A 12,411-nucleotide genomic window follows, 5' to 3' on the forward strand; every position below is an offset into this window, starting at 1 on the left:
ACCCCTTTTTGATTTCATCCTACGAGCCGACGGCTCCCGTCGCATCGTGCCGGGACGAAAAGATTGCCTGCAGATTTGGGAGGATGATGAATTCGCCACCCCTCTTTACCAGGCAGTTGATATAGTCCGCGCGCCACCGCATGCCGACGCTCGGAGGCGCTTCGCTCGCGGCCTTTGCAAGCGTGGTTACCTCATTGACCTTGTCGGTCCTCAGACCGACGAGCGTCGCCTCTCCGTTGAGGTCGACTTCGATGACGATGATGCGGCTGTCGATCGTCGCTTCCGTCGCCTCCATTCCGAAGGCGAGACGCAGGTCGGCAAGCGGAATGACCTTGCCGCGGAAATTGATGACGCTGGCGACAAAGGGCTGGCTGCCCGGCACTGCCGTTTCCGGAAGCAGATCCAGGATTTCCTGGACGATGACCGCTTCCAACGCAAAGGTTTCGCCGTTCATGTCAAAGGTCAGTACCTCGACTTCCTCGGCATAACCCCAATGATGGTCAATTCTTTCTGCCATTGCTGCGCTCATCCTGCTGCCCGCAATTGCGCCTCCTGTTGCTGACCCGCGGCAACGAGATGCGCGACGTCAAGAATGAGGGCGACGCTGCCGTCGCCGAGAATGGTGGCGCCCGAGAAGGTCGCCACGTCGTGATGCAGTTTCGACATCGACTTGATGACGGTCTGGTGGTCCCCGATGATCTGATCGACGACGAGCCCGACACGTTCGGTTCCCGTCGAAATGACGACCACCTTCTGGTGGACATCGGGCTTGGTGCCGGTGCGGAAGAGTTCACGCAGGCGCAGGAACGGAACCAGGCTGTCGCGCAGCGAGATGAAGCTACGGCCGCGCGAGCGGAGATCCTCCTCGAGCGACAGTTCCAGGCACTCCTCGACCGCCGATAGCGGAATGACGTAGCGTCCCGAACCGACCCGCACGAGCAGGCCGTCGATGATGGCGAGCGTCAGCGGAATGCGCAGCGAAACTTCCGATCCCTGGCCGGGAACGCTGACGATATCGATCGAACCGCGAAGCGCCTCGACTGTCTTCTTGACGACATCCATGCCGACGCCGCGTCCCGAAAGACTGGTGATCTGCGCCGCCGTCGAAAAGCCCGGCGCGAAGATGAGCTGCAGCAGTTCTGGGTCCGACAACGGCTGGCCGGGTTGGATAAGGCCCGACGATTCCGCCTTGGCGCGAACACGGTCGCGGTTGATGCCGCGACCGTCATCGATGATCGAGATGATGACTTCGCCGCCCGCCTGTCGGGCGGAGAGCGTCACTGTACCGGCCTCGCTCTTGCCGGCGGCAAGGCGTTCCTCCGGATTTTCGAGACCATGATCGATCGAGTTGCGCACCAGATGAACCAGCGGATCGGCAAGGCGCTCGATGACCGTCTTGTCGACTTCCGTCGTTTCACCCTCGGTTATCAGCTCGATGACCTTACCGGTCTCGCGTGCAAGATCGTGGACAAGGCGGCGGAAACGGGAGAAGAGCGTTGCGACGGGAACCATGCGCAGCACCATCATCGTGTCGCGCAACTCGCCCGAAAGACGTTCTATTTCCTCCGAAACCGACCGGAGTGCGATGTCGGTGCTGGCGCTCGCAAGCTGGCTGAGGCGCGATTGTGCGATAACCAGCTCGCCGACACGGTCCATCAGCTCATCCAAGCGTTCAGCCGGCACGCGGACGTTTTCCGCGGCCTTTGCCTGTCGTGGATCTACGGCCGCCGGTGTCGAGCCTTCGCGCCTGGCCGGCACAGCTTCGACGGGAGCCGCCTCCGTCGCAACCGGCGCAACGGCCTGGGTTGCGATCGGTGCAACTGGGGCCGACGCGGCGACAGGCGTCGCCGACACCTTCTCGGCCGTGGCTTCGGCGGAAATCTCGCGCACTTCGAGCTGCATGTCGTCCATGACGAAGATGAACACGTCATCTATGGCGGACCGCGGCTGCTCGGTCGTCAGCTTCACGTTCCAGGAAAGATGCAGCTCGGTCGGCACCAGCTCTTCGAGTGGCGGCAGAGTGGTGGTGTCGGCGGTAATCGCGCATTCGCCGAGATCGCGTAGCTCGTCCAGCAGCCCCAAAGGATTGGTGCCGTTGATCATCGCGTTTTCGGGCAGGCTGAAGCGGATCAGCCAGGTCTTCGCCTTCCCCGGCGTGGAAGCAGCGGCCACAACAGGCACGGCAGCCGGCTCGGGAGCCCGCACGGGCTCACTTCTGCCGCTGACCGCTTTCTGCAATTGGGCAAGAAGGCGGTCGCTGGTCGCCTTGTGATCACCGGTTGGATCCTCGACGAGCGCGCGCATGTGATCCTGGGCGTCGAGCACGGCGGCCACCAGTTCGCTGGTGGCGGGCACCTCGCCCTTGCGCACGCGGTCGAAGGCGGTTTCGCAATGATGCGTGAAGGCGGCAAGCGCGTCGAAGCCGAACATCGCTCCCGAGCCCTTCAACGTGTGAAGGCCGCGGAAGACGGCGTCGATCAGGCTTTTGTCGTCAAGCTGGTGCGTCAGGTCGAGCAGGCCGGCCTCAATCTGCTCCAGGCATTCGGCTGCTTCGGTACGGAAGACGGCTATCGGATCGGGGGAGCTCATCTTCCAAGAACCTTCTTGACGATCTTGACGAGATTTTCGGGATCGAACGGCTTGGTGAGCCAGCCGGTCGCGCCGGCCGCCTTGGCGCGCGCCTTTAGATCGGCGTCGGATTCGGTTGTCAGGAAGATGATCGGCACGCCCATATGCGTGGGCAGCTTGCGCAGTTCCTCGATCATCGTGAGGCCGTCCATGATTGGCATGTTCAGATCGGTGACAATCAGATCGAAATGCCCCTGCTTCGCCTTTTCCAGACCTTCGGCACCATTGGTTGCCTCGACGATCTCATAACCGGCATTCGTCAGCGTCACCTTGGTCGTCAGCCGGATGCTGGCGGAGTCGTCGACGGTCAAAATCTTTCCACTCATTGTGTCACCTCTTGATGGAGCCAGAACCGGGCGTCTTCCGCCGAAAAGGCTTCGACAAAGCCGCCTCTTTCCAAAACCCGAAGAACAGAACCGCTTGCGGGAGCGGAGAGAGCGACAGATTTTCCCGATGCTTTCGCTTGTTTGCGGGTGGCTTCGATCAATTGGACAAAACTAAGGTCCGCGTCCGCCTCGCCCGGTATCTCAAATATAACGTTGTCGTTGTCGCGAAGTTTTTCTATGAATAACTTATGAAGATCGGAAACATTCCTAATGCTCAATGCATTGGGAAGAGATATGGATTCGCAATATTTTGCCCCGGCTTCCAATTTCAGCCCCCTGAAAAAACCTTTACTTACACAGGTTCAAGGATTCTCATGCCATCCTTAACGGGGCGTAAAGAGCGGTTGTAACTGCTTGCAATTGGAACGAGTCTGGCGCGACTATTTTTTACCCGATAAAAATTGTAGCGAAATTGTGGCTTTTGCCGAAATATTATTCGTTTTCAATTACTTGAAAGGCCAGATTCCGTCGAGTCTTGCCACAATGTGACATTTGTTAACCCTTCTCTCCAATCCAGTGTCCACAACGCAGACGAGTCTGGTTCGGTTTACCGGAATTTTCCACCCTGCGATTAAAGGTAGAGTCAAAATGCCTTCACTCTAAGTAAAGGAACAAAAGTGAAAAACAGGATGGCAGTAGCGCACGCCTATGGGGCGAATATAAGCAACACCCTGGAGGCGGCCCGCACCCAGGTGGAAAAACGCTTTCTCGATGGCGGCGCCGTCCTGCTCTCCGTCATGGAGGTTCTGAACCGCCTTCTGACGTCCCTGGATCAGTTGACCGGGGCGCTCGACAACAATGACGGCGCCGATGCAGGCGCTGAACTGCGCGCGACGGTGCTGAGCCTCAGCGAATTGCCAGCTCTTGAAGACAGGCGCCAGGAGGATTTGAGCCTGTTGGCCGGCGCCGCCTCCAAGCTGCGCATCCATGTCAGCGACATGCAGGAGACCATGCGCTATCTCAGGACTTTCGCTGTGACGGCCAAGATCACGGGGGCCGGAATGGCTGAGTTCGCGGGCTTCGCAGAGGAAATACTGGAGCGCATCCATTCAGGTACGAAGGAAGTCAACAATTTTGCCGATCAGCTCGATATCCTCCAAAAGGACGTCAAGATCGCGCTCACCTTCGGCGCCAACCTTTCCAGATCCTATGCCGAGACCGTACCTGCCGTCGCCGAAGCGCTGCAGGGGGACGCACGCAAGATCGCCGAACATCGAAGGGCGCTTGCCGCCATCGCGCAGGAGGCCGGTACAATTGCGAAGGATGTGCAGAACAAGGTGGCGATGACGCTCTCGGCATTGCAGATCGGCGACATCACCCGCCAGCGCATCGAACATGTCCAAAGCGCATTGGCCTATCTCGACGAATTTCTGGCAGCAGACGGCAATCGCGCGCTCGACGCCCGAACTCGCGACCGGATACGCAATGTCATCCATCATCTGACCGCGGCACAAATGAATGACATGTGCGGGGATTTCGAACGCGAGTCCCAGAACGTCGTGAAGACCATCGCCAGCTTCAGCTATGACACGCAGGAGATCCTTCGGCTGCGCGATTCCATGGGCCGCGGACATGACGACAGCGGCGGCAATTCTATCCGGGCATTGGAGGAAAGCGTCTCGGCCGCCCACACGATCGTCAAGCAGGTGGAGGAAGCCCGCCAGCAGGCCGATCGGGTCAGCCAGTCGACGCTCGCAACCGCAGGCCGTCTGCTGCAGGCCGTCGAAAACATCCGCGCCGTCAAGACCGACATCAATTACATGGCGCTGAACACCAATCTGCGCTGCAGCCGCATGGGCGAGGAAGGCCGCTCGATCAACGTCGTCACGGCCGAGCTCAGGATTTTCGCCGCCAAGCTCGATGAATCCGCCGATGCCCTCGTCACCGGCCTTGCGGAACTGGAAAAGGCCGCTGGGCGCATCGCTCCCGTTCAGGAAGCCAATGCCAAAGGCCTCGACGAGCGGCTGAGCTTCGCCATCGACAATATCCGCTCGGCCGCCAACACGACCGAAGAGGAACTGGCCGTGCTCTCCGAACACGGCCGGGAGGTCGCAAGCAAGATCGGTCTCTCCATCAGCAAGCTGGATTTCCAGCATGACCTCGGCGACGTTCTGGCGCGCTGCGCCGATGAACTGAACGACCTCGCCGGTCCCGACTTTGCCGATATCTCGGATCTTGCCGACCATCTCGGACCGCTCGACCAGAAGATCTTCAAGCTTTACACGATGGTGCAGGAGCGCAATGTCCATCGCGGCATCCTGGCGGCCGGCGAGGAAAGCGTCGTCGCGGCGGAGCCCACCAAATCCGACGATGATGAGGATCTTTTCGCCGACGCACTTTTCTGAGTAGGCAGGAGGGCTGGTGACCAGCCCAACTCTTTGTCGTCAGTATCGCTTCAATGGCGGCTCAAAGATGCAGCAGCTCTTCGAAGCCGCCATAGATCATTCGCTTGCCGTCGAACGGCATCTGCCATTTGTCTTCCTTCAGCCGCGGGTCCGACATCACCTTCGAATTGACCTCGTCGCGCTGCTGCCGCGAGCCGTAAACGATCCAGGAAAATACGACGACTTCGTCCTCCTTCGCCTGCACCGCACGGGGAAACGAGGTCAATTCGCCATAGGGCACATCGTCACCGACGCACTCGACATATTCGAGGGCGCCATGTTCCTTCCAGATCGAACCCGCGTACAGCGAGAACTCCTTGTAAGCTTCGATGTTCGCCTTCGGGACTGCGACGATGAATCCATCGATATAGGGCATTTCCGTCTCCTTCGTTCCTGATTGCGTTTCAAAGGACGAACGGGCACACGCAATCCCGACATCAGGTTCTGGTTTTTCGACCAGGACCTGATGCGACACTGAAATCCAAATTATCTTCGATTGCTACGACGCGCCTATGCCGACCGGCCAGGAAGGAATCCGTTCGGTGTCAGATCGTCGACTGCCTTCGGCAGATCACGCGTCAGCCGGTTGAGGATCTCATCCTGGCTGAGACCTGTCTTGGCAGCAAGTTCCTGAAGCACGTCCGGACCAAGAGCCTGCGACAACTGCCCGCCGTCAATCTCCTTGTTTGGGCCCGTCGATACCCAGGAATCCACAGCCTCACCCTGACCGTTCTGCTGGAACTGATCCAGGAGATCGCCGAGGCCACCGCCAAGGATACCTCCCGCCGAGCCGCCCTTGAGCAGATCGCCGAACCCACCGCCCTGCGTCAGCCTTCCAAACAATCCGCCGAGTCCATCGGCCTGACCGCCCGGAGCAGCCGCAGTCCCATCGCCAGGCGCGCCCTGGCCGCCTTGCGTCAGTTGCTTGAGAGCGTCAGCGATCTTGTCACGATTTTGGTAGCCGGCGACCGCCAAGACCCCTAGCAGGGCCATCATCTGTCCACGTTGCATCTTAATTCTCCTGATCGAGATTGGGTATGCAAGATCATTCGATAGTTAAGGCTGCGGCCGGCCAGGCTGGACACGTATCTGTCAATTCCATTGGCACAGGCGAAGTGAAGGGCCTGTGCTCTCATTTCCATCGGATCCGATTGGCACAGCCGCACGTCAGTACTGAATTTCCGATGAGCGCAGTAGTTTTACACCGATGATGAAGCCGCGCAAAGAGAGTTGCATGAGAAAACGTCCGGCTTCATCCAAGTTGCACAGACGCCGAAAGTCGTCACTGCTTCCGGCGGAATCTGTTGGCGGCTTCGATGGCCGCCTTCTGCTGGTCTTCATTGATGCCGAGATAGAAATCCTCGAGCGCCGGATCGGCGAGCCCGGCGCGGCGTGACAGCACGTACCACTTGGCGGCTTCGACCGGATCGGGGCCGGTGCCGATCGCGTTGATGTAAAGATGCGCGAGCTTGTTCTGCGCCACCACATTGCCGCGATTGGCGGCGATGCGCAGCCATTCGAATCCCGTCTTGTAGTCCGGCTTGCCACCGATGCCGTTGATCAGCCAGACACCGATATCGAGCTCGGCCGTATCGAAACCGGCATGCGCAGCCCGGATGAGCCAGGCACGCGCCAAATTCTTCTTTTCCTGCGGCAGATCCGGGAGGGTGACATAGAGCTGGGCGACGGCATATTGCGCATCCGCAATGCCCTGCTCGGCCGATTTTTCGTAATAGGGCAAGGCGAGCTCCAACCCTTTCCTGCCCGGATTGTCAGCGATCAGGATCTGTGCCCAGTTGAACTGCGCCGAAGCCTGACCGGCATCGGCCGCCTTGCGCATGTATTCGTCGGCCTTGGCCTTGTCCTGCTTGACGTCGCGACCCTCCATCAGGATTAGGGCATATTTAAACATGGCGGTCGGATCGCCGCCTTCGGCTGCCTTGCCGTACCAGAAAGCAGCGTTCTTCGTATCGCGCTTGACGCCGAGGCCCTGCGACATGATTTCGGCGATCAGGGTCTGGGCGGCGGGATCGCCAAGCTGGGCGCGCGGAAGCGCCTTGTCCATCGCCGTCAGATAGTAGCCCTGCTGAAACGCGCCATAGGCCTCGTCGACCGGCCCCTTATAGTCTTTCTCCGGCGGCAGGTCGGGCAGGCTCGCGCCCATGCGGTCGAGAACGCCAACGCCCGTCGACGGTTCTTCTCCGTCCTGCGGCTTCTCCGTCGAGTCCTGGGGGCGATCCGTCTTGAACTGCCCCGTACCGGCCTCGGGCGGACGCGTCAGCACGTTTTCCGATGGCGGTTGCTGCGCAGCGGTTTCCGGCGGCGGCGGTTCCTGCGCGAGGACAGGAAGCGGGCAGACGGCAAGGAGCACGGCAATGCCGGCCAATCCGAGCGAGTTGCGATGATAGGGTTTGAACCACATGGTGGCGATATCAATCCTCAAACCGTGGCGCTTTTTCGTCAAGCATGGCGTTGACTTCGGCAACGATCGAGGGCGCTGCGGCAGGCGTGGAAAAGACCGCCATCCTCAGCGCCACGAACTCCGCGCCGGTCTCGGCAACAGCAAGGGCCGAAGCCGGATCCGTGCCGCCCATGACGATGCAGGGTATCTCGATCATCGAGGCCCACCATTCGCCAAGCGCCAGGTTCTTCGGATGAGCCTCCGGCTTGATGTCCCCATCGAGCTTGCCGAAGAAGATATAATCCGGACGCACCTCGCCGATCTCGAGCGCGTGGTGACGGTCGCTGGCGCCCCCGGCGCCAACGATCAGCTTGGGCGCATATTTGTCGATCGCCTCCTCGAGCTCCTGAGGATTGCCCTCCAGATGCAGCCCGTCCGCCTTCGCACGGCCGGCCACCCGGCTATCGCCGGCGATCAGGGCCGCCGCACCGGCCTTCTGGATCATCGGCACAAGGCGTTCAGCATGCGACTGGAAGGTCACATCGTCCAGCGCGTATTGCGGCACGATGACGGAGGCAACGTCTCCGCCTCTCAGCGCATCGGCAACGATCCTGCCTCTTTCGTCGGCGTCCGCGATGTCGGGCGCAACAAGGACGAGGCGGCAGCGGTTTTCTGGTTCGGTCATGCGGGCCTTCCAATTTGATGCATGTCGGTAAAGTGCTGAGCGGTCTTGCGGCACGACATGCACGAAAACAACAATCTAAAGCCTGTCACACGATTCTCTCTTCGTGCGACCGGCTTTAGGCATCTTCCCGTGGAGCAAGGGAAAACGCACTCGTTTTGTGTGAGTAATTCCGTTAGAGGGGACTGACAAGGGGAGGATCGTCAAAACCTATGCCGCAGGATCTTTCGTTCTATGCCGCCGCCATTCCCGCCGTCGTTCTTGTCGGCCTGACCAAGGGAGGCATGGGCGATGCGCTTTCGCTGATGGGCGTTCCGATCCTCGCGCTGGTGGTATCGCCGGTGCAGGCAGCGGCGATCCTTCTGCCCATCCTGATCGCGATGGATCTGATCTCGCTCTGGATCTGGCGGCAGCACGGGGACGCATCGACACTGAAGATCATGCTGCCCGGCGCCGTCTTCGGCATCGCGCTCGGCTGGGCGACGTCCGCCGTCGTGCCGGGCAATGTCATGCGGCTGGTGATCGGCACCGTCACGATCCTGTTCGTGCTGCGCTATTTCTATAATAATTTCGGCCCTGGCCGGCGCCGCCTCCTGCCGCCGAAGGGACAACGGCCCGCCGCGGCAGGCCTCTGGGGAACCCTTTCCGGCTACGGCAGCTTCGTCGCCCATGCCGGCGGCGCGCCCTTCCAGATCTATGCGCTGCCGCTCAAACTGCATCCACGCGAATATACCGGGACCAGCGTTCGCTTCTTCGCCATCCTGAACGCGATCAAGCTAGTTCCCTATTTCGCGCTCGGTCAGCTGGATACGGCAAACCTCCTGACTTCGGCGAGCCTCCTGCCCTTTGCGCCGCTGGCAACCGTCGCGGGCGCCTGGGTCATCCGCCGGATGAAGCCTGAGACCTTCTATCCCTTCATGTATGGAATGGCGCTGATCGCCGCCGGTCTTATTGTCCGCGAGGGGCTGGAGTTTCAATAATTCTAACAGTCTTCGCACTACAGCGCCGTGCGTCTTTTCAGACGCACAAAGGTCGCTGTAGCACTTTAAATTGCTGCATGTTTCTATCCTTAAGTCGGCTCTGACTTAAGGAAACATGCAGTATGCTTGATAAATGGCTGTTTCATTACGTCGCAGCATTTTAGACTTGCTGCAATTGAAGCTTTGACGTAGCTTTTCTTCCATGTCGAACATGGACCCCTTCGCCGCCATTGCCGACCCTCACCGGCGATTTTTGCTGGAGGAGCTGCGGCGCTCGCCGAAAACCGTGAACGAACTCGCGCTTGGGCTTCCGATCAGTCGGCCGGCAGTGTCCCAGCATCTCAAAGCACTACTCGACAGCAATCTTGTCTCCGTGACTGCGGAAGGCACGAAGCGCATCTATGCCGTCAACAATCGCGGCTTCGATGGCCTGAATCTCTGGCTGGATCAGTTCTGGGCCTGAATAGGGCGGGCTCCCGATAATTGCGGGAGCACACCCAGGTTGCGCCAACTTCAATCTCAACCGATGAAGCTGGCGCGGTTGCGGTGGATCACCGAATCTTGCTCGAAATTTTAAGGATTATGTCTCGACCCTCTTCTGTCGCAAGATCGCCCAGCGATCCGAAGAAGAATGAAATTAGTGGACGGATGATTTGAGACGTTGGATTTCGTCCTTGATACGCAATTTCCTACGTTTGATTTCTGCTATTTCTCTGTCATCGATAGAGGGAGATGTCATTGCAGTATGAAGCTCCTCCTCAAGAGCAACGTGCTTTTTCTGAAGCGATTCAAGATGAGCTTGAATTGTCATTTGACCCTTCCTTCCTCTTACCCATCCCCAGCCATCCATCGCTGGGGCTCAAGGTGTCAACCTTTAAAGTGTGACACAATTTTGAAGGCTTGTCGAAGGCCAAAACATGGTTTGTCGGAGGCAAATTCATGATCAAGACTAACTTCCCGTTATCGCTATTTGGTGATAGGAGCTTGCGGAATTCATCGGCAGACCGGACAAGATCCGAAGGCGATAACGAGGACATGAAATGGCCGATCAGGAACAGGCGGAAATCAGGCTGATGGTGGCGCGCCTGCGGCAGGAACATGAAGATTATGACGTCGCGATCAATGCCATGATTCAGACCGGTTGCGACGCGCTTCGCATCCAGCGCATGAAAAAGAAAAAGCTCGTCATCAAGGATAAGCTCACCAAGCTGGAAGACCAGATCATTCCGGATATCATTGCTTGAGCTTTCAAGGAGCCTTCGTGACGATGACAGACAGACCACTTGTTGCCATCATCATGGGAAGCCAGTCGGACTGGGAGACCATGAAGAATGCCGCCGACACGTTGGAAGCATTGGACATTGAATATGACGCCCGCATCATCTCCGCGCACCGTACGCCGGAGCGGCTGGTGAATTTTGCGAAGGGCGCCCGCGACGAGGGCTTCAAGGTGATCATAGCCGGCGCCGGCGGCGCCGCACACCTTCCGGGCATGGCCGCATCGATGACGCCTTTGCCGGTCTTCGGCGTGCCGGTCCAGTCCAAGGCGCTTTCGGGTCAGGACAGTCTTCTCTCCATCGTTCAGATGCCGGCGGGCATTCCGGTTGGTACGCTCGCCATCGGCAAGGCGGGCGCTGTCAACGCGGCGCTGCTTGCCGCTGCCGTCCTGGCGCTGAGCGACGAGGATCTTGCCGACCGCCTGGATGAATGGCGGGCACGCCAGAGTGCCGCGGTTGCCGAATATCCGATGGACGAGGCTCCATGACGGTGAGGACGATCGGCATCATCGGCGGCGGCCAGCTCGGCCGCATGCTGGCCATGGCCGCCGCGAGACTGAACTTCCGCACCGTGATTCTCGAACCGCAGCCGGACTGTCCTGCAGCCCAGCTTGCCAACGCCCAGATCATCGCGGACTATGACGATGCGGCAGCGCTTGGCGAGCTGGCGAAGCGTTGCGACGTCGTCACCTACGAGTTCGAGAATGTGCCGGTCGCAGCCGCCGAGGCGCTCGCGAAGACGATTCCCGTCTATCCGCCGCCCAAGGCGCTCGAGGTCGCGCAGGACCGGCTTGTGGAAAAACGCTTCATCAACGAATGCGGCATTCCGACTGCGGACTTCCGTTCCGTCGACAGCGACGCCGACCTCACCGCCGCGCTCGAGGAATTCGGCTGCCGAGCCGTGCTTAAGACGCGCAGGCTTGGCTATGACGGCAAGGGTCAGAAGGTTTTTCGCTCCGCCGCCGATAGTCCGGAAGGCAGCTATGCCGCGCTCGGTGGCGTACCGCTCATTCTGGAGAGCTTCGTCGCCTTCGAACGCGAGATCTCCATCATCGCCGCCCGCGCCACCGACGGCGCCATCGTCTGTTACGATCCCGCCGAGAACGTCCACCGCAACGGCATTCTCCACACCTCCACCGTTCCGGCGCGGATATCCGCTGCAACAGTGGATGCCGCGCGCGAGGCCGCCGGAAAGATCCTTTCGGCTCTCGACTATGTCGGCGTTATTGGCATCGAATTCTTCGTCCTGCCGAACGGCGGGCTGATTGCCAACGAGATGGCGCCGCGCGTTCATAATTCCGGTCATTGGACAGAAGCCGCCTGCGTCGTCTCGCAGTTCGAACAGCATATCCGCGCCGTCGCCGGTCTTGTGCTTGGCAGTGCCGACCGGCATTCCGACTGCGTCATGCAGAACCTGATCGGCGATGACATATTCGCGCTGCCCGACTGGCTGGCGCGAGAAAACACGCTCGTCCATCTCTACGGAAAGACGGAATCACGTCCGGGACGCAAGATGGGGCATGTGACGACCCTGACGGCTAAATCTCCGGCTTCACTCTGATCGCCTGGCGTTTCATGAGCATCCCTGTCGATTTGACTGTGGCCAGGATTTGCCCCATGAAAAAGCCCTTCACGTGGTTGACATGGAAAGGGCGACAGGTTATCTGCTCCCA

The 12,411-nt window shown here is 59.6% G+C and carries 16 protein-coding genes; 7 read left to right on the top strand and 9 right to left on the bottom strand.

Annotated elements, in window-relative coordinates; translation table 11 throughout:
- Positions 1 to 19 precede the first annotated feature (19 nt).
- The 4 genes from AAE029_RS10650 to AAE029_RS10665 are packed head-to-tail and all read right to left on the bottom strand — an operon-like array spanning position 20 to position 3,280.
- A complete protein-coding gene (locus tag AAE029_RS10650) occupies positions 20 to 529 on the bottom strand; it encodes a chemotaxis protein CheW (RefSeq protein ID WP_371072797.1) in 510 nt (169 codons plus the stop codon).
- Positions 526 to 2,589 (bottom strand): chemotaxis protein CheA, encoded by a 2,064-nt coding sequence (locus tag AAE029_RS10655; RefSeq protein ID WP_371072798.1) that lies wholly within the window; start codon positions 2,587 to 2,589, stop codon positions 526 to 528. The genes AAE029_RS10650 and AAE029_RS10655 overlap by 4 nt, the downstream gene beginning before the upstream one ends.
- A complete protein-coding gene (locus AAE029_RS10660) occupies positions 2,586 to 2,954 on the bottom strand; it encodes a response regulator (RefSeq protein ID WP_371072799.1) in 369 nt (122 codons plus the stop codon). Before AAE029_RS10660 ends, AAE029_RS10655 begins: the two co-directional genes overlap by 4 nt.
- Positions 2,951 to 3,280: an STAS domain-containing protein gene (locus AAE029_RS10665; protein WP_371072800.1), complete on the bottom strand. Its 330-nt coding sequence runs from the start codon at positions 3,278 to 3,280 to the stop codon at positions 2,951 to 2,953. The genes AAE029_RS10660 and AAE029_RS10665 overlap by 4 nt, the downstream gene beginning before the upstream one ends.
- 363 nt (positions 3,281 to 3,643) lie before the next feature.
- Between AAE029_RS10665 and AAE029_RS10670 the strand changes: the two genes are divergently transcribed.
- Positions 3,644 to 5,359 carry a chemotaxis protein gene (locus AAE029_RS10670; RefSeq protein WP_371072801.1) on the top strand — a complete coding sequence of 572 codons (1,716 nt, stop codon included), beginning with the start codon at positions 3,644 to 3,646 and terminating at the stop codon, positions 5,357 to 5,359.
- Between the two features lie 61 nt (positions 5,360 to 5,420).
- Here the strand turns inward: AAE029_RS10670 and AAE029_RS10675 are convergent, their stop codons facing one another.
- From AAE029_RS10675 to AAE029_RS10690, 4 genes are all read right to left on the bottom strand, one after another.
- The gene (locus AAE029_RS10675) at positions 5,421 to 5,774 is read right to left on the bottom strand and encodes a DUF1428 domain-containing protein (protein ID WP_371072802.1); all 354 of its coding nucleotides are present in this window, start codon (positions 5,772 to 5,774) and stop codon (positions 5,421 to 5,423) included.
- Positions 5,775 to 5,908: 134 nt separating this feature from the next.
- Positions 5,909 to 6,409, bottom strand: coding sequence for a YidB family protein (locus AAE029_RS10680; protein ID WP_371072803.1), 501 nt, complete (start codon positions 6,407 to 6,409; stop codon positions 5,909 to 5,911).
- Positions 6,410 to 6,680: 271 nt separating this feature from the next.
- Positions 6,681 to 7,820 carry a tetratricopeptide repeat protein gene (locus AAE029_RS10685; protein ID WP_371072804.1) on the bottom strand — a complete coding sequence of 380 codons (1,140 nt, stop codon included), beginning with the start codon at positions 7,818 to 7,820 and terminating at the stop codon, positions 6,681 to 6,683.
- Between the two features lie 10 nt (positions 7,821 to 7,830).
- A complete protein-coding gene (locus AAE029_RS10690) occupies positions 7,831 to 8,484 on the bottom strand; it encodes a thiamine phosphate synthase (protein WP_371072805.1) in 654 nt (217 codons plus the stop codon).
- Between the two features lie 209 nt (positions 8,485 to 8,693).
- On the opposite strand from AAE029_RS10690, the gene AAE029_RS10695 reads away from it, so the two are divergent.
- Entirely contained in the window at positions 8,694 to 9,461 is a 768-nt protein-coding gene (locus AAE029_RS10695) for a sulfite exporter TauE/SafE family protein (protein ID WP_371072806.1), read from the top strand.
- Between the two features lie 202 nt (positions 9,462 to 9,663).
- On the top strand, positions 9,664 to 9,924 hold the full coding sequence (locus tag AAE029_RS10700) for an ArsR/SmtB family transcription factor (RefSeq protein WP_371072807.1): 261 nt from the start codon (positions 9,664 to 9,666) through the stop codon (positions 9,922 to 9,924).
- A gap of 174 nt (positions 9,925 to 10,098) precedes the next feature.
- Here AAE029_RS10700 and AAE029_RS10705 read toward each other — a convergent pair whose 3' ends face one another.
- Positions 10,099 to 10,266: a YdcH family protein gene (locus tag AAE029_RS10705; protein ID WP_371072861.1), complete on the bottom strand. Its 168-nt coding sequence runs from the start codon at positions 10,264 to 10,266 to the stop codon at positions 10,099 to 10,101.
- Here AAE029_RS10705 and AAE029_RS10710 point away from each other — a divergent pair.
- The 4 genes from AAE029_RS10710 (at position 10,200) to AAE029_RS10725 (ending at position 12,299) form a co-directional block, all read left to right on the top strand.
- On the top strand, positions 10,200 to 10,346 hold the full coding sequence (locus tag AAE029_RS10710; protein ID WP_371072864.1) for a hypothetical protein: 147 nt from the start codon (positions 10,200 to 10,202) through the stop codon (positions 10,344 to 10,346). The two genes, AAE029_RS10705 and AAE029_RS10710, sit on opposite strands and share 67 nt — an antisense overlap.
- Positions 10,347 to 10,501: 155 nt before the next feature.
- Positions 10,502 to 10,705, top strand: coding sequence for a YdcH family protein (locus tag AAE029_RS10715; protein WP_371072808.1), 204 nt, complete (start codon positions 10,502 to 10,504; stop codon positions 10,703 to 10,705).
- A gap of 23 nt (positions 10,706 to 10,728) precedes the next feature.
- The gene (purE, locus tag AAE029_RS10720; protein WP_371072809.1) at positions 10,729 to 11,226 is read left to right on the top strand and encodes a 5-(carboxyamino)imidazole ribonucleotide mutase; all 498 of its coding nucleotides are present in this window, start codon (positions 10,729 to 10,731) and stop codon (positions 11,224 to 11,226) included.
- Positions 11,223 to 12,299 (top strand): 5-(carboxyamino)imidazole ribonucleotide synthase, encoded by a 1,077-nt coding sequence (locus tag AAE029_RS10725; RefSeq protein WP_371072810.1) that lies wholly within the window; start codon positions 11,223 to 11,225, stop codon positions 12,297 to 12,299. The genes purE and AAE029_RS10725 overlap by 4 nt, the downstream gene beginning before the upstream one ends.
- Positions 12,300 to 12,411: the final 112 nt, after the last annotated feature.

This window comes from Sinorhizobium sp. CB7 (genome assembly GCF_041357635.1).
Taxonomy (GTDB): domain Bacteria; phylum Pseudomonadota; class Alphaproteobacteria; order Rhizobiales; family Rhizobiaceae; genus Rhizobium.

What these genes read in the sequence shown, in the direction of transcription:
- AAE029_RS10660 (WP_371072799.1), bottom strand. Translation starts at nt 2,954, where the DNA reads ATGAGTGGAAAGATTTTGACCGTCGACGACTCCGCCAGCATCCGGCTG.
- AAE029_RS10690 (WP_371072805.1), bottom strand. Translation starts at nt 8,484, where the DNA reads ATGACCGAACCAGAAAACCGCTGCCGCCTCGTCCTTGTTGCGCCCGAC.
- AAE029_RS10725 (WP_371072810.1), top strand. Translation starts at nt 11,223, where the DNA reads ATGACGGTGAGGACGATCGGCATCATCGGCGGCGGCCAGCTCGGCCGC.
- AAE029_RS10700 (WP_371072807.1), top strand. Translation starts at nt 9,664, where the DNA reads ATGTCGAACATGGACCCCTTCGCCGCCATTGCCGACCCTCACCGGCGA.
- AAE029_RS10670 (WP_371072801.1), top strand. Translation starts at nt 3,644, where the DNA reads ATGGCAGTAGCGCACGCCTATGGGGCGAATATAAGCAACACCCTGGAG.
- purE (WP_371072809.1), top strand. Translation starts at nt 10,729, where the DNA reads ATGACAGACAGACCACTTGTTGCCATCATCATGGGAAGCCAGTCGGAC.
- AAE029_RS10675 (WP_371072802.1), bottom strand. Translation starts at nt 5,774, where the DNA reads ATGCCCTATATCGATGGATTCATCGTCGCAGTCCCGAAGGCGAACATC.
- AAE029_RS10715 (WP_371072808.1), top strand. Translation starts at nt 10,502, where the DNA reads ATGGCCGATCAGGAACAGGCGGAAATCAGGCTGATGGTGGCGCGCCTG.
- AAE029_RS10655 (WP_371072798.1), bottom strand. Translation starts at nt 2,589, where the DNA reads ATGAGCTCCCCCGATCCGATAGCCGTCTTCCGTACCGAAGCAGCCGAA.
- AAE029_RS10685 (WP_371072804.1), bottom strand. Translation starts at nt 7,820, where the DNA reads ATGTGGTTCAAACCCTATCATCGCAACTCGCTCGGATTGGCCGGCATT.
- AAE029_RS10695 (WP_371072806.1), top strand. Translation starts at nt 8,694, where the DNA reads ATGCCGCAGGATCTTTCGTTCTATGCCGCCGCCATTCCCGCCGTCGTT.
- AAE029_RS10650 (WP_371072797.1), bottom strand. Translation starts at nt 529, where the DNA reads ATGAGCGCAGCAATGGCAGAAAGAATTGACCATCATTGGGGTTATGCC.
- AAE029_RS10680 (WP_371072803.1), bottom strand. Translation starts at nt 6,409, where the DNA reads ATGCAACGTGGACAGATGATGGCCCTGCTAGGGGTCTTGGCGGTCGCC.